At 73.4% G+C, this 22,167-nt stretch carries 15 protein-coding genes; 10 read left to right on the top strand and 5 right to left on the bottom strand.

Annotated elements, in window-relative coordinates; translation table 11 throughout:
• Positions 1 to 20: 20 nt before the first annotated feature.
• From gatC to ACZ6O5_RS08365, 4 genes are all read left to right on the top strand, one after another.
• A complete protein-coding gene (gatC, locus tag ACZ6O5_RS08380) occupies positions 21 to 326 on the top strand; it encodes an Asp-tRNA(Asn)/Glu-tRNA(Gln) amidotransferase subunit GatC (protein WP_465975427.1) in 306 nt (101 codons plus the stop codon).
• Positions 323 to 1,798: an Asp-tRNA(Asn)/Glu-tRNA(Gln) amidotransferase subunit GatA gene (gene gatA, locus ACZ6O5_RS08375; protein ID WP_281935879.1), complete on the top strand. Its 1,476-nt coding sequence runs from the start codon at positions 323 to 325 to the stop codon at positions 1,796 to 1,798. Before gatC ends, gatA begins: the two co-directional genes overlap by 4 nt.
• A gap of 11 nt (positions 1,799 to 1,809) precedes the next feature.
• Positions 1,810 to 3,306 carry an Asp-tRNA(Asn)/Glu-tRNA(Gln) amidotransferase subunit GatB gene (gene gatB, locus ACZ6O5_RS08370; RefSeq protein WP_425789643.1) on the top strand — a complete coding sequence of 499 codons (1,497 nt, stop codon included), beginning with the start codon at positions 1,810 to 1,812 and terminating at the stop codon, positions 3,304 to 3,306.
• A 108-nt stretch (positions 3,307 to 3,414) separates the two neighbouring features.
• Positions 3,415 to 5,763, top strand: coding sequence for a transketolase-like TK C-terminal-containing protein (locus ACZ6O5_RS08365; protein ID WP_465975425.1), 2,349 nt, complete (start codon positions 3,415 to 3,417; stop codon positions 5,761 to 5,763).
• A 324-nt stretch (positions 5,764 to 6,087) separates the two neighbouring features.
• Here ACZ6O5_RS08365 and ACZ6O5_RS08360 read toward each other — a convergent pair whose 3' ends face one another.
• The 3 genes from ACZ6O5_RS08360 to ACZ6O5_RS08350 form a co-directional block, all read right to left on the bottom strand.
• Positions 6,088 to 7,695, bottom strand: a complete 1,608-nt coding sequence (locus ACZ6O5_RS08360; protein WP_465975423.1) for a metallophosphoesterase family protein — start codon at positions 7,693 to 7,695, stop codon at positions 6,088 to 6,090.
• 54 nt (positions 7,696 to 7,749) lie between these two features.
• Positions 7,750 to 8,925, bottom strand: a complete 1,176-nt coding sequence (locus ACZ6O5_RS08355) for a PQQ-dependent sugar dehydrogenase (protein ID WP_465975421.1) — start codon at positions 8,923 to 8,925, stop codon at positions 7,750 to 7,752.
• A 63-nt stretch (positions 8,926 to 8,988) separates the two neighbouring features.
• On the bottom strand, positions 8,989 to 10,794 hold the full coding sequence (locus ACZ6O5_RS08350; protein ID WP_465975420.1) for a SpoIIE family protein phosphatase: 1,806 nt from the start codon (positions 10,792 to 10,794) through the stop codon (positions 8,989 to 8,991).
• A 142-nt stretch (positions 10,795 to 10,936) separates the two neighbouring features.
• Between ACZ6O5_RS08350 and ACZ6O5_RS08345 the strand changes: the two genes are divergently transcribed.
• The gene (locus tag ACZ6O5_RS08345; RefSeq protein ID WP_465975418.1) at positions 10,937 to 11,863 is read left to right on the top strand and encodes a 2-hydroxyacid dehydrogenase; all 927 of its coding nucleotides are present in this window, start codon (positions 10,937 to 10,939) and stop codon (positions 11,861 to 11,863) included.
• Here the strand turns inward: ACZ6O5_RS08345 and ACZ6O5_RS08340 are convergent.
• On the bottom strand, positions 11,857 to 12,267 hold the full coding sequence (locus tag ACZ6O5_RS08340) for a PH domain-containing protein (RefSeq protein ID WP_465975416.1): 411 nt from the start codon (positions 12,265 to 12,267) through the stop codon (positions 11,857 to 11,859). The genes ACZ6O5_RS08345 and ACZ6O5_RS08340 overlap by 7 nt on opposite strands.
• Positions 12,268 to 12,495: 228 nt before the next feature.
• On the opposite strand from ACZ6O5_RS08340, the gene ACZ6O5_RS08335 reads away from it, so the two are divergent.
• Positions 12,496 to 14,997 carry a putative bifunctional diguanylate cyclase/phosphodiesterase gene (locus tag ACZ6O5_RS08335; RefSeq protein WP_465975414.1) on the top strand — a complete coding sequence of 834 codons (2,502 nt, stop codon included), beginning with the start codon at positions 12,496 to 12,498 and terminating at the stop codon, positions 14,995 to 14,997.
• A gap of 18 nt (positions 14,998 to 15,015) precedes the next feature.
• Here ACZ6O5_RS08335 and ACZ6O5_RS08330 read toward each other — a convergent pair whose 3' ends face one another.
• Entirely contained in the window at positions 15,016 to 16,035 is a 1,020-nt protein-coding gene (locus tag ACZ6O5_RS08330) for a LacI family DNA-binding transcriptional regulator (protein ID WP_281935863.1), read from the bottom strand.
• A gap of 383 nt (positions 16,036 to 16,418) precedes the next feature.
• Between ACZ6O5_RS08330 and ACZ6O5_RS08325 the strand changes: the two genes are divergently transcribed.
• From ACZ6O5_RS08325 to ACZ6O5_RS08310, 4 genes are all read left to right on the top strand, one after another.
• A complete protein-coding gene (locus tag ACZ6O5_RS08325; protein WP_465975412.1) occupies positions 16,419 to 17,702 on the top strand; it encodes an ABC transporter substrate-binding protein in 1,284 nt (427 codons plus the stop codon).
• Between the two features lie 82 nt (positions 17,703 to 17,784).
• Positions 17,785 to 18,798, top strand: a complete 1,014-nt coding sequence (locus ACZ6O5_RS08320) for a carbohydrate ABC transporter permease (RefSeq protein ID WP_465975410.1) — start codon at positions 17,785 to 17,787, stop codon at positions 18,796 to 18,798.
• Positions 18,795 to 19,682: a carbohydrate ABC transporter permease gene (locus ACZ6O5_RS08315; RefSeq protein ID WP_465975408.1), complete on the top strand. Its 888-nt coding sequence runs from the start codon at positions 18,795 to 18,797 to the stop codon at positions 19,680 to 19,682. The genes ACZ6O5_RS08320 and ACZ6O5_RS08315 overlap by 4 nt, the downstream gene beginning before the upstream one ends.
• Entirely contained in the window at positions 19,679 to 22,120 is a 2,442-nt protein-coding gene (locus ACZ6O5_RS08310) for a glycoside hydrolase family 2 protein (RefSeq protein ID WP_465975407.1), read from the top strand. The genes ACZ6O5_RS08315 and ACZ6O5_RS08310 overlap by 4 nt, the downstream gene beginning before the upstream one ends.
• Positions 22,121 to 22,167: the final 47 nt, after the last annotated feature.

Here is a 22,167-nt window from a genome sequence, read left to right as displayed (position 1 = left end):
AGCCACGAAGGGGGCACCCGATGGCCGCCATCTCCCGCGAGGAGGTCGCGCACCTCGCGCGACTGTCGCGGCTCGCCGTCACCGAGGAGGAGCTGGACCTGTTCGCCGGCCAGCTGGACGTGATCCTCCAGTCGGTCGCGCAGGTCGGCGAGGTCGCCGCGGCGGACATCCCGCCGACCTCCCACTCGGTGCCGCTGACCAACGTGCTCCGCGAGGACGTGGTGACGCCGAGCCTGACCCCGCAGGAGGTGCTGTCGGGTGCGCCCGACGCCGAGGAGCAGCGGTTCCGCGTTCCGCGGATCCTGGACGAGGATGTGGCATCGTGACCGACCTGACCAGGCTCAATGCCGTCGACCTCGCCGGCCTCGTCGCCAACGGTGACGCCTCGGCGGTCGAGGTCACCCGCGCCCACCTGGACCGGATCGGTGCCGTCGACGACCGGGTGCACGCGTTCCTGCACGTCGACAGCGACGGCGCGTTGGCCGCCGCGCGGGCCGTGGACGAGCGCCGCGCCGCAGGCGAGGAGCTGGGCCCGTTGGCCGGCGTCCCGGTCGCGGTCAAGGACGTGCTGACCACCAAGGGCGTGCCGACCACCGTCGGGTCGAAGATCCTGGAGGGCTGGCGTCCGCCGTACGACTCGACGATCGTCGAGCGGCTGCGCGCCGCCGGCACGGTGATGCTCGGCAAGACGAACATGGACGAGTTCGCGATGGGCTCGTCCACGGAGTACTCCGCGTACGGGCCGACCCGGAACCCGTGGGACACCGAGCGCATCCCGGGCGGCTCCGGCGGCGGCAGCGCGGCGGCGCTGGCCGCGTACGAGGCGCCGCTGGCGATCGGCTCGGACACCGGCGGCTCGATCCGTCAGCCCGGCGCGGTCACCGGCACCGTCGGCGCGAAGCCCACCTACGGCGGCACCTCCCGGTACGGCCTGGTGGCGTTCTCCTCGTCGCTGGACACGCCCGGCCCGTGCGCGCGTACCGTGCTCGACGCCGCGCTGCTGCACCAGGTGATCGGCGGCCACGACCCGCGCGACTCCACCTCGATCCCGGCCCCGGTGCCGGACGTGGTGGGCGCGGCGAAGCTCGGCGCGAGCGGTGACCTGACCGGCGTCAAGCTGGGCGTGGTCACCGAGTTCACCGGCGAGGGCGCCGAGCCGGGCGTGATGGCGGCGTTCCGCGAGTCGGTCGAGGCGCTGGCCAAGCTGGGGGCCGAGATCGTCGAGATCTCCTGCCCGCACTTCAAGTACGCGCTGCCGGCCTACTACCTGATCGCGCCGAGCGAGTGCTCCTCCAACCTGGCCCGCTTCGACGGCGTCCGGTTCGGCCTGCGGGTCGGCGACGACGGCAACCGGTCGCTGGAGGAGGTCATGTCGCTGACCCGCGAGGCCGGCTTCGGCCCCGAGGTGAAGCGGCGCATCATGATCGGCACGTACGCCCTCTCGTCGGGCTACTACGACGCGTACTACGGCCAGGCGCAGAAGGTGCGCACGCTGATCACGCGCGACTTCACCAGCGCGTTCGAGCAGGTGGACGCGCTGATCTCGCCGACCACGCCGTTCGTGGCGTTCCCGATCGGCGCGCGCACCTCGGACCCGTACCAGATGTACCTGGCGGACCTGTTCACCATCCCGACGAACCTCTACGGCGGTCCGGCCATCTCGGTGCCGTGCGGGTTGTCCGACGGGCTCCCGGTGGGTCTGCAGATCATGGCGCCGACCATGGCCGACGACCGGATGTACCGGGTGGCCGCCGCACTGGAGTCCAGCGTCGGCGCGTTCACCCCACCAGCACTGTGAGGCAGGAGCAGATGACGACGACACTGCCCGCGTACGACGAGGTCGTCGCGCGCTACGAACCGGTGATCGGCCTGGAGACCCACGTCGAGCTGGGCACGAACACCAAGATGTGGTGCGGCTGCCCGACCGACTTCGGTGGCGAGCCGAACACCCGGGTCTGCCCGGTGTGCCTGGGCCTGCCCGGCTCGCTGCCGGTGGCCAACAAGGCGGCCATCGAGGCGACCATCCGGATCGGCCTGGCGCTGAACTGCTCGATCGCCGAGTGGTGCCGGTTCGCCCGGAAGAACTACTTCTACCCGGACATGCCGAAGAACTTCCAGATCAGCCAGTACGACGAGCCGCTCTGCTTCGACGGCCACCTGGACGTCGACGTCGACGGCGAGTTGGTGCGCATCGGCATCGAGCGGGTGCACCTGGAGGAGGACACCGGCAAGACGCTGCACGTCGGTGGTGCCACCGGCCGCATCCACGGCGCCACCGAGTCGCTCGTCGACTACAACCGGGCCGGCATCCCGCTTGTCGAGATCGTCACCAAGCCGATCCCCGGCACCGGTGCGCTCGCCCCGGAGATCGCCCGCGCGTACGTGGCCGAGCTGCGCGACGTGATCCGTTCGCTCGGTGTCTCCGACGTCCGGATGGAGGAGGGCTCGCTGCGCTGCGACGTCAACACGTCGCTGAACCTGCCCGGCGCGGAGTGGGGCACGCGGACCGAGACCAAGAACGTCAACTCGCTGCGTTCGGTCGAGCGGGCGGTCCGCTCGGAGATGCTGCGCCAGGCGTCGGTGCTGGACGCGGGCGGCCGGATCGTCCAGGAGACGCGCCACTTCCACGAGGACACCGGCGACACCACGTCGGGCCGGTCCAAGGAGACCGCCACCGACTACCGGTACTTCCCGGAGCCGGACCTGGTGCCGCTCGCGCCGGACACCGCCTGGGTGGCCGAGCTGAAGGCCGCCCTGCCGGAGCTGCCGCGGCTGCGCCGCAAGCGGATCCAGCAGGACTGGGGCCTCTCCGACCTGGACATGCAGTCGGTGGTCAACGCCGGCGCGGTGGAGCTGATCGAGGCCACCGTGGCGGCCGGCGCCACCCCGGCGGCGGCCCGCAAGTGGTGGCTCGGTGAGCTGTCCCGGCGCGCCAACGAGACCGGCGTGGAGCTGGCCGACATCGGGGCGACCCCGGCGCAGGTGGCCGAGCTTCAGGGCCTGGTCGACGCCGGCAAGCTCAACGACAAGCTGGCCCGCACCGTGCTGGAGGGCGTGGTGGCCGGCGAGGGCTCGCCGACCGAGATCATGACCGCCCGCAACCTGGAGGTCGTCTCGGACACCGGCGCACTCACCGCCGCCGTGGACGAGGCGATCGCGGCCAACCCGGCCATCGCCGACAAGATCCGCAGCGGCAAGGTCGCGGCGGCCGGCGCGTTGGTCGGCGCCGTCATGAAGACCACTCGCGGCCAGGCGGACGCCAAGACCGTCCGCGAGTTGATCCTGGAGCGCCTCGGCGCTGCCTGACGTGCAAGGAAGGGCCCCTTCTTAACGCCTGGTGCATAAGAGGGGGCCCTTCCTAACACCTCACCCCCACACCGAGGGCGTCAACGGCGACGCCCGGATGGAGACAGCGTGAACGAGGACGTCCTCGACGAGATCCAGCGCCGGGTGCTCTGGCTCGCCACCCGCATCGTCGACGCGGCCAACCACGACCGGGACACCGGCGACGGGGTGAAGGTCGGCGGCCACCAGGCGTCGAGCGCGTCGCTGGTGACCGCGATGACCGCGCTCTGGTTCCAGCACCTCGACGCCGAGGACCGGGTCGCGGTGAAGCCGCACGCCTCCCCGGTGTTCCACGCCATCCAGTACCTGCTCGGCAACCTGGACCGGTCCTACCTGCCGAAGCTGCGCGCCCGGGGCGGGCTCCAGTCGTACCCGTCGCGGACCAAGGACCCGGACGAGGTGGACTTCTCCACCGGATCGGTCGGTCTGGGCGCCGCCGCGCCGCTGTTCGCCGCCGTCACCCGCCGCTACGTCGACGCGCACTTCGGCGCGCGCCCGCACTCCCGTTTCATCGCGCTGATCGGCGACGCCGAGCTGGACGAGGGCAACATCTGGGAGGCGGTCGCCGACCCGGCCACCACCGGCCTGGGCAACGTGATGTGGCTGGTCGACTTCAACCGTCAGTCGCTGGACCGGGTCGTCCCCGGCATCCGGATCAACCAGTGGCGCGGCCAGTTCGAGGCCGCCGGCTGGCACGTCGTCGAGGTCAAGTACGGCCGCCGGCTCGCCGAGGCGTACGCCCGGCCGGGCGGCGCGGCGCTGCGCGACTGGATCGACCGGATGCCGAACGAGCAGTACCAGTCGCTGTTCGGCCTGGCCGGGCCGGTCCTGCGCAAGCAGTTCCTGGACGGCGCGCCGGACGAGGTGACCGCGTTCGTCGCCGACGTCCCGGACGACGAGCTGGGCCCGCTCGTCACCGACCTGGGCGGGCACGACGCGCAGGCGCTGCTCGACGCGTACGCCCAGTGCGACGCGGTCACCGACCGGCCCAGCGTGGTGTTCGCGTACACAGTGAAGGGCTGGGGGTTGCCGATCGCCGGCAACCCGCGCAACCACTCGGCGCTGCTGAGCACCGAACAGGTGGCCGCGCTGCGGACGGCCCACGGCCTGACCGCGGAGACCGAGTGGGACCGCCTCGACCCGGCGTCCCCGGCCGGCATCTGGGCCGGCGAACGCCGGGAGGCGCTGTCCCGCGCGCCGCGCGAGCGGGCGCTGGGCGTCACCGTGCCGGAGTCGACCCGGGTACGCGCGAACAAGCCGGTCTCCACCCAGGAGGTGTTCGGCCGGGTGCTCGTCGACCTGGCCCGTGACCCGCAGGTGGCGCCCTACCTGGTGACCACCGCGCCGGACGTGGCCACCTCGACCAACCTGGCCGGGTTCATCAACAAGACAAGTGTGTTCGCCCCGACCGAGCAGCGTTCGTGGACCGAGGACCGGATGCTGCGCTGGACGGAGAGTCCCGCCGGGCAGCACATCGAGCTGGGCATCTCCGAGATGAACCTGTTCCTGCTGCTGGGCCAGCTCGGCCTGTCGTGGGACCTGTCCGGCCAGCCGCTGCTGCCGGTCGGCACGGTCTACGACCCGTTCGTGCTGCGCGGGCTCGACGCGTTCCTGTACGGCACCTACTCGGGTTCCCGGTTCGTGGTGGCCGGCACCCCGTCCGGCATCACGCTGGCGCCCGAGGGCGGCGCGCACCAGTCCACCATCACCGCGTCGGTGGGCCTGGAGCTGCCCGGGGTGACGTTCCTGGAACCCGCGTACGCCGGCAGCCTGGACTGGCTGCTCTGCGACGCGCTCGGGCAGATCGCCGGCGGCGCCGCGCCGGCCGTCACGGCCGCGCCGGCCGAGGACGGGGCCTACTACTTCCGGCTCAGCACCCGGCCGATCGACCAGGCGCCGTTCGAGGCGGCGCGGGCCCGGCTCGGTGACGCGGTGTTGCGCCGGCAGGTGGTGGCCGGGGCGTACCGGCTCGTCGACGCGCACCAGGCGTACCCGGATCTGGCGGACGCCCCGGTCGTGCAGCTCGCCGCCTCCGGCGCGGTGCTGCCGGAGGTGCTGGCCGCCGCCGCGGAGCTGGCGGAGGAGGGGGTGGCGGCGCACGTGGTGGACGTGACCAGCCTGGACCGGCTCTACCGCGCGTGGCAGCGGACGCTGCGTCAGGGCGTGCGGACCGCCACCGTGCCGAGCGTGCCCGGCGCGCTGCGGTCGGCGTTCGCCGACCGGGTGCCGGTGGTGACCGTGCAGGACGCGGCCTCGCACGCGATGGCCTGGCTCGGTTCGGCGGTCGGCGCCCCGGCGGTGCCGCTCGGGGTGGACGAGTTCGGTCAGTCCGGCACCGTCCGGGAGCTGTACGAGCTGCACGACCTGCTGCCCGGCAGCATCGTCAACGCGGCGCTGGCCGCGCTCGCGTTGCGCTGACCCGGCCGGACGGTTGCGTGGCGTCGGCGACACGGCGCCGTGGTGAGGCGTGAGCGGGCCGCGCGGTGGCGGAGCGTGAGCGGCGGGCGTCGTCGCGCAGCGTGCTGGCCGAGCGGAGCGATTGTGGCACCGCGCATGGCCTTTGCTCTGCAGCCATATCCGCAGCACGGCCCCGACCTGCGAGCAGGTCGGGGCCGTCGCGCGGTGCCGGTCGCCGGTACGGTGACACTCGGTGCCTGCTGCGTCGATGGCTGCAGAGCAAAGGGGGCGCAGGCCGACAACCGTCCCGATGCCGCCGTCACGAAAAGTAACGGGCCGGTGCGGTCAGCTGGGGGTCGGTGCCGGGGTCGCGCTCGGCGACCCTGATTCCGGGGCGCCGCGGGTCGGCGTCGGGGTGACCGGCACCTCGTCGCCCTTGGCCGGGTCCCGGATGACGTGCCGTTCCAGGTTGACCTGCGACTGCCCGGTGCCGCCCACGGTGATCTCGTCGTACGCCTGGAGCAGCTTCTGCTGGTCGAAGTAGAGCACGGTCATGGCCAGCGGCGTCGGCTTCTCGCCCTCCAGCCCGCGCAGCCCGGCCCCACCGGTCGAGCCCTCCACCATCAGCGTCGTCGGCTGCTCGCCCGGCACCTGCGGCAGCTTCGACACCTGGCGGGCGTGGGTGTGCCCGGAGAGCACCAGCGGGCAGGTGCCGGAGAGCGGCCCGGCCGACGCCGGGTCGTGCACCAGCGCCACGTCCACCTTCCGCGGTGACTTCTCCACCGTGGCGGCGAGCTGCTCGCCGGCGCCGATCACCTGGTCGGCCACCGCCGACGTGAGTCCGCTGCCGGCCGGCGAGGTCTCCTTGTCCGGGGTGAACCGCGGGTCGCCGATGCCGGCGATGGTCAGCCCGGCCACGGTCGTGGTCGAGTTGTTCAGCACCACGGCGTTCGGCTGCTGGGCCACCGCCGCGGCGGTCCGCGGCGAGTCGTGGTTGCCGCGGATGTAGACGTAGGGCTTCTTGAGCAGGCCGATCGAGCCGACGTAGGACGCCTCCGGCTCGCTGCCCCAGTCGGTGAGGTCGCCGGTGTCGATCACGACGTCGATGCCGAACTGTTCGACCACCGTGCGGATCAACTGCCACCCGGTCGGGTTGAGGTGCATGTCCGAGACGTGCAGCACCCGGGTGGTGCCCGGGGACGGCTGCACCACCGGCAGCGCCGAGACCGTGGTGTAGAGCTTGCTGACGTTGCCGACCAACCGCTGGAGCTGCTCCGCGTACTTGGTGTAGTCGTTGGCGATCCGCCGCGCGTCACCCACGATCGCGGGCGCGTTGACCAGCAGCCCCTCGTACCGCGGTTCCTCGATCGCCTGTGGCCGCAGGGTGGCCGCGCCCAGGCCGAGACTGCCGGCGGTGATGACCAGCGCCAACCCGCCGGCCCAGGCGGTCCGCCGCACGTCGCGGAAGACCAGCCCGGCCAGGATCAGGGTGGCCAGCACCGCCGCGGCGAGCGTCCGCAGGCCGAGCCGCATCACGCCGTCCCGGACGTCCTGCACCGCCGACTGGCTGGCCCGGCTGATGCTCGCCGGATCGTCGATGAGCGCCTCGGTGCGTCGCTGGTCCAGGGAGCCCACCTCGACGGTCAGGTACGCCGGCCCGTCGTGGCTGTCCAGCAGCAACGCGCCCAACGGCGGGATGTCGACGGTGGTGCCGCCGCTCAGCGACGGGCTGAGCTTCAGCTCCGCCCGGAACGGGCCGATGTCGGTGCCGACGTGGCCGCCGGCGTACGTGCCGACCACGATGCCGCCGAGCGTGACCGCGAGCAGCGCCAGCGCCACGCCGACCCGGCGCAGCCGGTGGCCCGGCCGCCAGGCCGCGAGGCGGCGGGCGCGTCCGGTCGCCGGGGACGTCGGGTTCCCGGCGCGCTGCTCTTCGTTCTCCTGGCCGTCCATGCTGAAATCCTGACCTGCCCAGTGCGTGATCTTGGCAAACCTGTCCGAAGCGGCTCAGCTCCGGCCGGCGCCGCCGTCCGCGAGGACGAGCCGCAGGATCCGGTCGTCCTCGGCGGCCGGCCGGCCCCGGCCGTCCCGGTTCGAGGTGCTCACCCAGATCGAGCCGTCCGGCGCCACGGCGGCGGCGCGCAGTCGACCGTACCGGCCGGTGAGCAGCTCGCGCGGCTGGCCCAGGACGGTCCCGTTGCCGGCCAGCTCGACCAGCCACAGCCGTTGCCCGCGCAGGCAGGCGGCCACCAGCAGCCGCTCCACGGCGGCCAGCCCGGAGCAGGACGCGTCGGCGGTGCGCCACTGCACGACCGGGTCCACGTAGCGGTTGTCGTCGCCGCGCCCCTCGACCTGCGGCCAGCCGTAGTTGCCGCCCTGGTTGATCTGGTTGATCTCGTCCCAGGTGTTCTGGCCGAACTCCACCGCGTACATCCGCTTGTCCGGCATCCAGGCGAAGCCCTGCACGTTGCGGTGCCCCGAGGACCACACCGGCGAACCGGCGGTCGGGTTGCCCGGGGCCGGCTTGCCGTCCGGGGTGATCCGGAGGATCTTGCCGCCGAGGCTCTTCGGGTCCTGTGCGTTCGCGGTGCGCCCGGCGTCCCCGGTGCTCACGTAGAGGAAGCCGTCCGGGCCGAAACCCAGGCCGCCGCCGTCGTGGTTGCCGGCCTTCGGAATGCCGGTGAGGATCGGCGTGGGCGTCTGACCCAGCCGCAGCTTCGCGACCCGGTTGTCGGCCTCCGCCGTGTAGTAGACGAAGATCATCCGGTCCTGCGCGTACTTCGGCGAGACGGCGATGCCGAGCAGGCCGCCCTCACCGCCGGCCGCCACGCCGGGGACCGTCTGCACCGGCCGGACGGCCAGCCCGTCCGACCCCGACTCCGGGCCGACCTGGACGATCCGCCCGCTGTCCCGCTCGGTGACCAGCGCCGCGCCGTCGGGCAGGAACGCGATCGCCCACGGCACCGCCAGCCCCTTCGCCAGCACCGTGGCCACCACCTGCTGGCTCGCCCCGCCGGGGCTGGCCGTGCTCGACGGCGTCGGCAGGTTGGGCGGCTCGCCGGCCGGGTCCGGCTCGGGCTCGCCGAGCGCGCAGCCGGCGGTGCCCAGCAGCAGCGCCGCGCAGGACGCCGCCAGCACCGTCCGGAGGCGGTGGGCGCGGGGGTACGGGAGTCGCGGGCTCACCCGGCCCAGCGTAGCCGCACACGGCGGCGAACCGGGCCGGACGACGCGGTGCGGGCCGGCCGCTCAGCCGGCGCGCAGGGCGAGCACGGCGACGTCGTCCTCGCGGCGGTGCGCGGTGGCCAGCAGCCGGTCGCAGAGCGCGGCCAGCGGCACGTCGGGACCGTCGGCGGCGAGCCGGTCGAGCAGCTCCGCCTGCCCCTCGTCGATCGGCTGGTCCCGGCGTTCGATCAGACCGTCGGTGTGCAGCAGCAGCGTGTCGCCCGGCGCGAGCGTCAGCGTCCGGCCGGTGCGCCGGGGCGGACGGACCAGACCGAGCAGCGGACCGCGCCCCTCCGCCACCGACACCGTGCCGTCGGCGCGGATCAGCAGCGGCGGCGGGTGCCCGGCGTTGCACCAGCGGATCCGGAGCCCACCGTCGCCGGGGCGGACCCGGGCCAGCACGGCGGTGGCGACCGTCGGCACCCGGAGCCCGCCGATGGCCCGGTCGAGGTTGGCCACCAGTTCCTCCACCGGATCGTCGCGCCCGTACGCGTTGCCCCGGACCAGGTTCCGCAACTGGCCCATGGTGGCGGCGGCCTCGATGTCGTGGCCGGCGACGTCACCGATGGCGGCGATCAGCTCGCCGTCGGGCTGGACGAACGCGTCGTACCAGTCGCCGCCGACCTCGACCCGGTCCGCCGCCGGCAGGTAGCCGGCGGCCAGCTCCATCCCGGACACGCTCGGCAGCACCGGCAGCATGCTGTGCTGGAGCACCTCGGCCACGTGCCGCTGCTCGCCGTAGAGCCGGCTGTTGCCGACCGCCTGGCCGGCGCGTACCCCGATGTCCTGCGCGGTCCGCAGGTCGCTCGCGTCGAACCCGCGCCGGCCGGCGCGGTTGACAAGCGTGACGGCGCCGATCACCCGGTCGCCGACGGCGGTGATGGGCACCGTGAGGTGCGAGCCGATGCCGAGCCGTTCGGCAAGCGGCACCAGCTCCGGGCGGGTGGTGCCGCGCGCCACGTCCTCGATGCCGGCGGCGCCGCGCATCACCGGCCGACCGGAGCGCAGCACCGAGCGGATCAGCGACTCCGGGCCGAGCCCGGTGGCCAGCAGCGTGGCGAAGCGGGCCAGGTCGGCGCGGCGCTCCCCGTCCCGGTGCACGCCGGTGACGCTGCGCGGCCGGCCCGCCGGGTCGACCAGCGTGATCAGGCACCAGTCGGCCAACAGCGGCACCATGGCGTGCGCCAGACGGTCGACCGCGGTGGCCACGTCGAGCGTGCCGCCGAGCATCTCGCTCATGCCGGCCAGCATCGCGAGCCGGTCGTGGGCCTCCTCCGCGCGGCGGCGGGCCTGTTCGGCGCTGCGGACCGCGATCCGCAGCCGCAACTCCGACGAGCAGGCGGCGGCCAGGTCGGCGAGCGTACGCAACTGCTCCCTGGTCCAGGCGCGGGGCTTGCTGTCGATGGCGCAGAGCGAGCCGAGCACCCGCCCCTCCAGGTCGGTCAGCGGCATGCCCGCGTACGCCACCACGCCGAGGTCCTCGATGGCGAGGTTCAGCCGCACCCGGGGGTAGAGCCGGGCGTCGGGCAGCACCATCGGCATCTCGATGTCGACGACGTGCTGGCAGAACGAGTGGCTGAGCGGCGTCTCCCGGCGACTGGCCCAGGGCTGCGGCAGCCCGGTCGCGCCGGGGAAGAACTGGCGATCCGCGTCGACCAGGGAGACCAGCGCGACCGGCACGTCGAGCAGGTCGCCGACCAGCCGCGCGAACCTGTCGAACGCCTCGTCCGGCACCGCGTCGAGGCGTGTCTCGTCGAGGGACCGCAGCCGGTCGGGATCGGTCAGCGCCGGAATCGGCGCCGCCTTCCGCTCCGGGTCGTCCTCGCTCATCGCCCCCCTGTCGTGCGCACCGCGACGCCGGCCGGCGTCCCGCCCCCGATTAAACCCTGTCGCACGGGTGTCCGACCCCCGGCGGGGCGTTCGTCACGGCTGCCGCGGCGTCGACCTGCGGCTACGGATATCGTCGGCGGTCGTGAAGGCATGGATTCCGCACCCCGACGGTCGTCGCCTGCTCGGCGAACTGCCGCCCGACGTCACCGTGGAGGTGCTGACCGATCCGGCCCGCCTCCCGTCGTCCCCGGCCGGGGTGCGGTTCTGGGTGCCGCCGTTCCTGGCCGGGCCGGACGCCGGCGCGCTCCTGGCCGACCTGCCGGACGTCGAGGTGGTGCAGTTGCTCTCCGCCGGCGCGGACGCGTGGGCGGGCCGGATGCCGGCCGGCGTGACGCTCTGCGACGCCCGCGGCGTGCACGACTCGACCACCGCCGAGTGGGTGGTCGGCGCGATCCTGTCCGCGCTGCGCGGGTTCGCGCCGCTGGCCCGCGCCCAGGCCCGCCGGGAATGGGCGTACGACGAGGTCGCCCCGACCGACGAGCTGGCCGGCAAGCGGGTGCTGATCGTCGGCGCCGGCTCGATCGGCGCGGCGGTGCGCGCCCGGCTCGCCCCGTTCGAGGTGAGCTTCACGCTCGTCGCCCGCACCGCCCGCCCCGAGGAGGACGTGCACGGGGTGGCCGACCTGCCCGCCCTGCTGCCCGCCGCGGACGTGGTGGTGCTGCTGGTGCCGCTGACCGGGCAGACCCGGGGTCTGGTCGACGAGCGGTTCCTCGCCGCGATGCCGGACGGCGCGTTGCTGGTCAACGCCGCGCGGGGGCCGGTGGCCCGGACGCCGGCGCTGCTCGCCGAGCTGGCGTCGGGGCGGCTCCGGGCCGCGCTGGACGTCACCGACCCGGAGCCGCTGCCGGCCGACCATCCGCTGTGGGAGCTGCCGAACGTGCTGCTCACCCCGCACGTCGCCGGCTCGGTGCGCGGTCTGCTGCCGCGCGCGTACCGGCTGGTGGGGGCGCAACTGCGTCGCTTCGTGGCCGGGGAGGAGCTGACGAACCGGGTGGTGGACGGCTACTGACCGGTGTCGTCGTCGGGCTGCTCCCGACCGGTGTCGTCGTCGGGAAGGCGCTGCCCGGTGGCGGCGACCAGCCGGGGGAGTTCGGTGGCGCGTACCGCGGGCAGCACGAGCACCTGCCCGTCGTCGAGCCGGACGACGGCCCGGCCGCGGGCGTCGCCGGCCAGCTCGGCGACCCGGTCCCAGGGCACCCGTCGCTGCCCGACGAGTGCCCGCAGCCGTAGCTCCCGGGCGTCGGCGTCGGTGCCGGACCGCCACGCCCACAGCCCGATCCCGAGCGGCACCAGCAGCACCCAGAGCAGCCACCACCGGGCGGTGGCCAGCGGCAGCGCGCCGATGAAGGCGACGATGGCGGCCACCAGGATGGCCTGGTTGGGACGGAAACGGACGGTGTCGGCGCGACTCACGCTCCGATGATCGCATCCGACCAGCTCACGCCCCTGCGCCGCCCCCGGGTCGGAGCTGCCTGGGCTTCATTGTGACGCGCGTCACTAAGAACGTGCCGTCACCGGCCGATTCCGGGATCGTTCTTAGGCATGGCCGCAGCGGTCCACGCCGATGCGACCGTGCCTGCCCGACCCCGCACGTCGCACCGCAACAGCACCGCCCCGTGCCCCCTCACGAAGGCGACCGCCGTGCCCGTCATCCCCTCCGCCGGACCCCGCCGGCGGCCACCGCTGCCCGATCTCGCCGTGTCGCTCCTCGGCATGTCCTTCCTACTGGCGGGCGTCGCCGGGGTCGTGCCCGGTCCCGCCGCCGCGGCGCTCGCCGTGGCCGGCGCCTCCGCCCTCGCCTGCGTCCGGCTCGCCTGGCTGGCGGGCGTGCCGCCCACGCCGGCGCCGGCACCTCACGCCGTGCCGACCCGAGGCCCCCTGCCCTCGGCCCGGACGCGTCGCGGTGCAGCGGGCGCCGACCCCGTGCCGTCGAGGAGGCACGCCGCCCCGGGCTCCGTCGATCCGACGCCGCGCGCCGTTCCGGGTCGGCCGAGGACCTGCCTCGGCGTACCGGGGGCGGGCGGCTCCTGGCCGGCCGAGCGGGCCACCGCCCCGGGCCGGGCCGAGGCGACCGGCCGGGCGGGCCCACCCGGCCCGGGCGCCGCGAGCGGGCGGCAGGCCCGCCGGGTGGCGCTGTCCCGGCGGGTCGCCGCGATTCTCGACGCGGCCGTCCTGGTCGCCGGGCTCACCGTCGCGGTGCTGCCGCTGAGCGACCCGGCGCACCGGCTGCCGGTGGCGCTGGTCGGGCTCGGCCTCACCGCGCCGCTGCACGCCGCCGCGCTGCTCCGCCTGCCGGGTCGGTCCCGGCTCCCCACCCGGGAGCGGCTGCGCCGCACCGTCGACGTGCTCGCGCTCGGCGTCAGCCTGGTCTTCGCCGGCTGGATGCTGCTGCCCGCCGGCCCGGTGCCGCCGGTCGCGTGGGTCGCCACCGGTGGCGGGTCGGTGGCGTTGGCCGTGCTCGCCATGGCGGCGGTCTCCGAACGCCGGCGTCGGCCGGGCGCCGCGTGCTGCCACGCCGGCGCCGGTCTCACGCTGGGCGGGTTGGCGCTGCTGGTGGTGCTGCTCGCGTACGACGCCCCGGATCGCGCGCTGTCGGCAGTCGCGCCGCCGGTGCTGGCCGGTGCGCTGCTGATCGCCGCCGGCGCCCGGCGTACCTCGGCGGGGGAGCGACCGCACCACGGGGCCGCGCCGGCCGCATGGCCCCGGCTCACCGCGCCGGCCGGCATCGCCGCGCTCGCGGCCGGCGTGCACCTGGGCACGGCGGGCGAGTTCACCCCGGCGGCGATGGCCCTGGGCCTGGCGGTCATCCCGCCGATCATGGTGGGTGAGCTGCTGGCCGCCGCCGACCAACGCCGCCGGGTGGAGCGGCTCGCGGCCAGCGAGGCGTGGCTGCGGCGGCTGGTCGGCGTGGGCGACGACGGCGGTGAGCCGGCGTTGTTGACCCGGGCCGAGCTGGTGCGGGCGCTGTCCCTGCGCAGCGGCGGCGCGCTGCTCCTGGTGGACGTGCACGGCGACGAGGCGGCCCCGCCGGACGGGCCGGCGCTGGCCGAGGTGGGGCGCCGGCTGCGCGCCGGCTGCGGTCCGCACGACCTGGTCGCCCGCGTCGGCGACACCGGGTTCGCCGTGCTCACCGACCTCGGGCCGGTGCCCGCGTACGCGCTGGGCACGCGGCTGCTGACGGCGCTCGCCGAGCCGTACCCCCGGCCCGAGGGCGGCACCCCGCTCCGGGTCAGCGTCGGGCTGGCCGAGACCACCGGTGGCGACCCGGAGGACGTGCTGCGCCAGGCCGACCTGGCCCGGCGGCGGGCGGCACAGCTCGGCCGGGAGCGGATCGAGTGGTACGACGCCTACCTGGAGGAGCAACTGGTCCGCCGGCTCGACCTGGAACGGGAGCTGCCCGGCGCGGTGGCCCGGGGCGAGCTGGACCTGGTCTACCAGCCGGTGGTGGCGCTGGCCGACCGGATGCCGGTCGGCACCGAGGCGCTGCTGCGCTGGCGCAGCCCGGCACTGGGCACCGTGCTGCCGGCGGAGCTGCTGCCGGTGGCGGCCGACCTGGACCTGCTCGGTGAGGTCGGGTGGTGGGTGGTGGACCGGGCCTGCCGGCAGCTCGCCGCCTGGTCGGAGGGGGGCCGCGAGCTGTGGATGGCGGTCAACGTCACGCCGCGGGAGCTGGCCGCGACGGACTTCGTGGCGCGAACCGCGACCGCGTTGGCGGCGTACGACGTGCCGCCGGAACGGTTGGTGGTGGAGGTGGCCGAACCGGCGGTGGGGGCGGAGTTGCCCACCGTGACGGCGCGGCTGGCCGGCCTGCGGTCGCTCGGGGTGCGCACCGCGCTCGACGACTTCCGCGCCGAGCACGCCTCGCTCGCCCAGCTCCGCCGGTTGCCGATCGACCTGCTCAAGGTGGGCCCGCACCTGGTGGCGCCGGGCGGGGACGGGCAGCGTCCGCTGATCGACGTGGTGGCGAACCTCGGCGACCGGCTCGGCGTGGAGGTGGTGGTGGAGGGGCTGGAGTCGGACGGTCAGGTGGCCGGCGCCCGCCGGGCCGGCTGCCGGTACGGCCAGGGCTTCGCGCTGGCCCGGCCGGCGACCGCGGAGCGGGTCGAGGCGTGGTTCGAGGAGTTCCCCTCGGCGTCCCGGTGAGGAGTTGACTTAACCGGTTCAGCGCTGGCGCGGCGGGGCGGTGCTGCCGCGCGGCGTCAGGTGGGCGGTCTCGTCCTGCAACTCGGTCACCGGCTCCCCGGCGATCACGGCGAGAAGCTGTCGGGCGGCGTGCGACCCGTACGCCGGGATGTCCCGGCCCAGCGCGGTCAGCGGCGGGTGCACGAGCTGGCAGAGCGGTGAGTCGTCCCAGGCGACGATGGAGAGGTCGCCGGGGACGGCCAGCCCCATCTCCTGCGCCACGGACAGCCCGGCGATGGCCATCACGTCGTTGTCGTAGATCACCGCGGTCGGGCGGTTGGCGGAGCTGAGCAGCCGGCGGGTGGCCCGCGCGCCCTCCTCGCCGGTGTAGTCGGACCAGACCGTGCTCGCCTCGTCCAGCCCGAGCCGCCGGCAGACATCGGTGAACGCGTCGGTGCGGATCTCGGTGTGCAGCAGCGAGGGGAGCCCGCCGACCCGGGCGATCCGCCGGTGCCCGAGCGCGACCAGGTACTCGACGGTCTCCACCAGGGCCGCCGCGTCGTCGGACCAGACGCTGGCCAGGGTGCCGGTGTGCCCGGGGCCGCCGATGACCACGGCGGGTAGTTGCAGCTCCTCCAGCGCGGGCACCCGCCGGTCGTCGGTGCGCAGGTCGCAGACGAAGACGCCGTCGACGCGGCGCTCGGCCCACCACCGGCGGTAGACCGCGATCTCCGCCTCCTGGTCGGTGACCACCTGGAGCGTGAGCGCGTACGAGCGGGCGGAGAGTTCCGCCTCGACGCCGCTGATCAGCTCCATGAAGAACGGCTCGATGCCCAGTATCCGGGCAGGCCGGCACAGCGCCAGCCCGACCGCCTTGGCGGTGGCGCCGGAGAGCGCCCGCGCGGCGCTGCTCGGGCTGAAGCCGATCTCGGCGGCGATGGCCAGGATGCGCTGGCGGGTCGCCTCGGAGACGCCGGGCTGCCCGTTCAGCGCGTACGAGACCGCGCCCTTGGAGACCCCGGCGCGCCGAGCGACGTCGGCGATGGTCGGCCGCTTCACCGCAGCGTTCCTCCACTGTGTCCAGCCCTCGCGGGCGCCTTCCGGCCGCCGGGTGGCGGCGGGGAGTGACGCTACTGCACCGGGTCCGTCGGCCGGTCGGCGCGGCGGCCCGCCGGCGACTGAACCGCACAGTTGGTCACTTGTGCGGTTCAGCGTACGGGCATCCGGCCCGGTGTCCACCATCCCGGCGCTCCCGAAACTGCTCCGGAAAGCGCTCCACCACGCATGGTCGCGCTCCCATCCGGTCCGGAAGGTTACGGGACGGCCTCGCTGTTAACCGGCCGTTGACAGTGCAAAGAGCGAACCGTACGGTGGCCTCACTTATCCGGTTCAGTCAACGTCTCTCGATCTCGGGAGCGTTCCCATTTGGCGCGGAGGATGACATGAAACGGTCCTGGACGCACTGGGCGCGCACGGCCGCCGTCGGTGCCGTCAGCCTGGTCATGGTCGCCGCCTGTAGCGGCAAGAGCACCACCGGCGGCGCGGACGCGGCCGACGGCCAGGTCACGTTGAAGATCAATTTCTGGGGTGACTTCGGCCTCCAGGACCTCAAGACGAAGTACGAGGCCGACCACCCCAACGTCAAGATCCAGCTCAACTCGGGCGAGTACAACGCCCAGCACGAGGACCTGCAGAAGAAGCTCGTCGCCGGCAACGGCGCGCCGGACATCGCGGCGATCGACGAGGGCTTCATGGTCCAGTTCCGCAGCCAGTCCGACAAGTTCGTCAACCTGCTGGACAAGGGCGCCGGGTCGTACGAGAGCAAGTACCTGCCCTGGAAGTGGAAGCAGTCGCTGTCCGCCGACGGCAAGACGCAGATCGGTCTCGGCACCGACGTGGGCGGCCTGGCCATGTGCTACCGCACCGACCTGTTCAAGGCCGCCGGCCTGCCCACCGACCGCGAACAGGTCTCCGCGCTGTGGCCCACCTGGGACAAGTTCCTGGAGGTCGGCCAGCAGTACACCGGCAAGACCAAGAAGAAGTTCATCGACGCCGGCACGAACCTGTTCAACCCGATCCTCGGGCAGCAGCAGGTCGGCTTCTACAACGACCAGGAGCAGCTCCAGATGGAGCAGGGTCCGAAGGTCGCGTTCGACTACACGGTCAAGGCCGTCCAGGGTGGGCTCTCCGCCAACCTGGTCAGCTTCCAGGCCGACTGGGACAAGGGCTTCACCAGCGGCGCGTTCGCGGTGCTCGCCTGCCCGGCGTGGATGCTCGGCCACATCAAGGACACCGCGCCCGGCACCCAGGGCAAGTGGGACATCGCCGCGGTGCCCGGCGGCGGCGGCAACTGGGGTGGCTCGTTCCTGACCATCCCCAAGCAGGGCAAGAATGTCGACGAGGCGTACAAGCTGCTGGAGTGGCTGGTCGCGCCGGAGCAGCAGATCGAGATCTTCAAGAAGGTCGGCAACCTGCCGTCGCAGCCGGCGCTCTACGCCGACCCGGCCATCGCCGACTTCAAGAACCCGTTCTTCAACGACGCCCCGGTCGGCCAGATCTTCCCGAAGATGGCGCAGGGCCTCACCCCGCAGTACCTGGGCAAGAAGAACGGCCCGACCCGGGTCGCGGTGGAGAACGTCATCCGCCGGGTGGAGAACAAGTCGCTGAAGCCCGACGCCGCCTGGACCGAGGCGGTCAAGGAGGCCGACAAGGCCGCCAAGTCCTGACGCACCACCGGTGCCGGAGCGGACCGACCCGCTCCGGCACCGCCGTACCCGTCCACCCCCACCTCGGCTCTGGAGTGATCCGATGTCCAGCACCCGTGCCGCGCCCGCGCCGCCGCGCCGCCGACCCGCGCCGGAGCGCGGCCGTCGCGGGGCCGACGAGCGGCGGTTGACCTGGCGCAACCGGCTGTACCGCTTCGACATGCGCTACATGCCGTACCTGATGATCGCGCCGTTCTTCCTGCTCTTCATCGTGTTCGGGCTGTTCCCGCTGCTGTTCAACGCGGTGGTCTCGCTGCGCAACTACCGCCTGGACGACCCGACGCTGCCCTACTGGGCCGGCGTCGAGAACTTCAGTCGCCTCGTCGCCGACGAGGACTTCTGGAACGCGCTCTACAACACCTTCGGCATCTTCCTGCTCTCCACCGTCCCGCAGCTGCTGCTCGCGCTGCTGGTCGCCTCGCTGCTCAACCGGCAACTGCGGGCGCAGACCTGGTGGCGGGTCGGCGTGCTGCTGCCGTACGTGACGCCGATCGTGGCCTCGACCATGGTGTTCAGCGTCTTCTTCTCCCGCGACTTCGGCATGGCCAACTGGGCGCTCGGCCTGCTCGGCATCGGCGGCGCCGACGACCCGATCGACTGGCGGGCCGACAAGCTGCACGCCTGGATCGCCATCGCCACCATGGTCAACTGGAAGTGGATCGGCTACAACGCGCTGCTCTACCTGGCCGCCATGCAGTCCATCCCGCGCGACGTCTACGAGGCCGCCGCGATCGACGGCGCCGGCCAGTGGAAACAGCTCTGGCGGATCACCGTGCCGATGATCCAGCCGGTGGTCGTGTTCACCGTGATCCTCTCCACCATCGGCGGGCTCCAGCTCTTCACCGAGCCGATGCTGTTCGACCCGAACGCCCAGGCCGCCACCGGCGGCCCGAACGGCGAGTGGCAGACCATCGCCCAGCTCATCTACAAGGTCGGCTGGAAGGACCTCAACCTCGGCTACGCCGCGGCGATGTCCTGGGCACTGTTCCTGATCATCCTGGTCGTCGCCGGGATCAACTACCTGCTGACGAACCGACTCTCCGGAGGGCGTAGATGACGGCCCTTGCCTCCCCGCCGACCCCGCGCAAGCGCCGGCCCATGGCCCGCGCCCCGCAGGAGACGCCGGCCGGGTTCTGGACCTACCTGCTGCTGGCGGTCAGCATGCTGTTCGCCGCGTTCCCGCTCTACTGGATGTTCGTCATCGCCACCAGCAACGACGAGGCGCTGGCGAAGCTGCCACCGGCGATCGTGCCGAGCGACCGGTTCCTGACCAACGTCGACGAGGTCTTCTCCCTCCAGGACGTCTACTTCGCCGCCTCGCTCGTCAACAGCGTCATCGTGTCGACGCTGGTCACCGCCTCGGTGCTGTTCTTCTGCTCGCTGGCCGGGTTCGCGTTCGCCAAGCTGCGGTTCAAGGGCAGCGGCGCGCTGATGCTCTTCGTGGTGCTCACCCTGACCGTGCCGAACCAGCTCGGCATCGTCGCGCTCTACATCGTGATGGGCAAGCTCGGCTGGAACGGCACGCTGCTCGCGGTCATCGCGCCCGGCCTGGTCACCGCGTTCGGCGTGTTCTACATGCGGCAGTTCATCGTGAACACCGTCCCGGACGAGCTGATCGAGTCGGCCCGGGTCGACGGCGCCACGACCATGCGGGTGTACGCGACGATCGTGCTCCCCGCGATCCGCCCGGCCCTGGCGGTGCTCGGCCTGCTCACGTTCGTGGCCACCTGGAACGACTACCAGTGGCCGCTGATCACGTTGAGCGGCACCGACTACCCGACCTCGATGGTGGCGATCTCCGACCTGGCCAGCGGCAACTACGTGATCTACCGGCGGGTGCTGGCCGGCGCGTTCATCGCCACCGTCCCCCTGCTGCTGATGCTGTTCGTCGGTGGACGCCAGATCGTCCGCGGAATCATGGAAGGCGCGGTGAAGTCGTGAGCCGTTCCACGCTGCTGCACGAGGGTTGGACGCTGCGGGCCGAGCCCGGCGCGCAGGTGCCGCCGCAGATCGCCGGGGCCGAGGTGCCGGCCACGGTGCCCGGATGCGTACACACCGACCTGCTCGCCGCCGGTCTCGTCCCCGACCCGTACCTCGACGACAACGAGAACCGGCTGCTCTGGATCGGGCACACCGACTGGGTCTACCGGACCACGTTCGCCTGGCAACCGGGTGAGGACGACCGGGTCGACCTGGTCTGCGCCGGCCTGGACACGGTGGCCACCGTGACGCTCAACGGCGTCGAGGTCGGGCGCACCGAGAACCAGCACCGTTCCTACCGGTTCGACGTCCGCGCGCTGCTGCGTCCGAGCGACAACACCCTGGCCGTACGCTTCGACTCGCCGTACCGCTACGCCCAGGCGCACCGGGACCGGCTCGGCGACCGGCCCAACGCGTACCCGGAGCCGTTCCAGTTCATCCGCAAGACCGCCTGCAACTTCGGCTGGGACTGGGGACCGGCAGTGGTCACCGCCGGCATCTGGCAGGAGATCGGCCTGCACGCCTGGTCCACCGCCCGGCTCGCGGCGGTCCGGCCGCTGGTCACCGTCTCCGACGGCGTCGGCCGGGTGGAGCTGCACGTCGACGTGGAGCGGGCCGGCGACGAGCCGCTGACCGTACGCGCCGACGTCGCCGGCGTCACCGCCGAGGTCACCGTGCCGGCCGGGGAACGCACCGCCGCGCTGGCGCTCACCGTGCCCGACCCGGCGCTGTGGTGGCCGGTCGGCTACGGTGACCAGCCGCTGCACGACCTCCACGTCACGCTGCACGCCGCCGACGGGCGGGACCTCGACGCCGCGTCCCGCCGGATCGGCTTCCGCTCGGTCCGCCTCGACACCACCCCCGACGCCCACGGCACCCCGTTCACGCTGCACGTCAACGACCTGCCGATCTTCGTCAAGGGGGTCAACTGGATCCCCGACGACGCGTTTCCCAACCGGGTCACCCGTGAGCGGCTGGCACAGCGGTTCGACCAGGCGGTCGGCGCGAACGTCAACCTGCTGCGGGTCTGGGGCGGCGGCCGGTACGAGTCGGACGACTTCTACGAGCTGGCCGACGAGCGGGGGCTGCTGGTGCAGCAGGACTTCCTGTTCGCCTGCGCGGCGTACCCGGAGGAGGAGCCGTTCCGCACCGAGGTCGAGGCCGAGGCGCGGGAGCAGGTCTCCCGCCTCGCCGGCCACCCGTCGCTGGTGCTCTGGACCGGCAACAACGAGAACATCTGGGGCTGGCACGACTGGGACTGGCAGGAGCCGCTCGCCGGTCGCACCTGGGGGCGCGGCTACTACCTGGAGCTGCTGCCCGCGATCGTCGGCGAGCTGGACCCGACCGTCCCGTACTGGCCGGGCAGCCCCTGGTCCGGCACCGAGGACCGGCACCCCAACGACCCGGCGCACGGCACGATGCACATCTGGGACGTCTGGAACGACGACGACTACACCAAGTACCGCGAGTACGTGCCCCGCTTCGTCGCCGAGTTCGGCTACCAGGCGCCGCCCGCGTACGCGACGCTGCGCCGATCCATCTCCGACGAACCGCTCGCGCACGACTCGCCCGGCATGAGCCACCACCAGAAGGCGATCGACGGGGACCGGAAACTCCAGCGCGGGCTGGACGCCCACCTGCCGCCCCCCGCCGACTTCGACGACTGGCACTACTACACCCAGCTCAACCAGGCGCGCGCCATCCAGCTCGGCGTCGAGCACTTCCGGTCCCACCGGCCAATCTGCACCGGCACCATCGTCTGGCAGCTCAACGACTGCTGGCCGGTCACCTCCTGGGCCGCCGTTGACGGCGACGGCCGACGCAAACCCCTGTGGTACGCGCTGCGCCGCGCCTACGCCGACCGGCTGCTCACCGTGCAGCCGCGCGACGGCGGGCTGGCGCTGGTCGCGGTCAACGAGACCGGGCAGGCGTGGACCGGGCCGGCCACGGTCACCCGGCTCACCGTCACCGGGGAGCCGAGGGCGAAGACCTCGGTCGACCTCGACGTCCCGGCGTACTCCTCGGTGGTGCTGGCGCTGCCGGCGGAGCTGGCGCGGCCGGACGAGGCCCGCCGTGAGCTGCTTGTCGCGGACGCCGGCGACACCGCGGAGCGGGCGCTGTGGTTCTTCGCCGAGGACCGCGACATCACGTGGCCGGCGGCGGAGTGGGACGCGACCGTCGAGCCGGTGGACGGCGGCCAGCGGGTCCGGGTGACCGCCCGGACCGTGCTGCGCGACCTGACGCTCTTTCCCGACCGGCTGGACCCGTCCGCGCAGGTCGACACCGCGCTGGTCACGCTGCTGCCGGGGGAGAGCGCGGTGTTCACGGTGCGCGCGCCGCGCCCGCTCGACCGGGCGGCGCTGACGCGCCGCCCGGTGCTGCGCTGCGTCAACGGCTGAAGGAGGGGCCCCCTGTTAACGCATTCCGCAGAGCAGGGGGCCCCGCT

It is taken from the genome of Micromonospora sp. NPDC049201, assembly GCF_055586805.1.
The sequence above is the reverse complement of the archived record's forward strand: the minus strand, read 5'-3'. Positions and strand labels throughout refer to the sequence as shown.

Bases quoted from the DNA above. Each gene is read 5' to 3' on its own strand.
- gatC (WP_465975427.1), top strand. From the start codon at position 21: ATGGCCGCCATCTCCCGCGAGGAGGTCGCGCACCTCGCGCGACTGTCG.
- gatB (WP_425789643.1), top strand. From the start codon at position 1,810: ATGACGACGACACTGCCCGCGTACGACGAGGTCGTCGCGCGCTACGAA.
- ACZ6O5_RS08360 (WP_465975423.1), bottom strand. From the start codon at position 7,695: ATGGACGGCCAGGAGAACGAAGAGCAGCGCGCCGGGAACCCGACGTCC.
- ACZ6O5_RS08350 (WP_465975420.1), bottom strand. From the start codon at position 10,794: ATGAGCGAGGACGACCCGGAGCGGAAGGCGGCGCCGATTCCGGCGCTG.
- ACZ6O5_RS08325 (WP_465975412.1), top strand. From the start codon at position 16,419: ATGAAACGGTCCTGGACGCACTGGGCGCGCACGGCCGCCGTCGGTGCC.
- ACZ6O5_RS08320 (WP_465975410.1), top strand. From the start codon at position 17,785: ATGTCCAGCACCCGTGCCGCGCCCGCGCCGCCGCGCCGCCGACCCGCG.
- ACZ6O5_RS08315 (WP_465975408.1), top strand. From the start codon at position 18,795: ATGACGGCCCTTGCCTCCCCGCCGACCCCGCGCAAGCGCCGGCCCATG.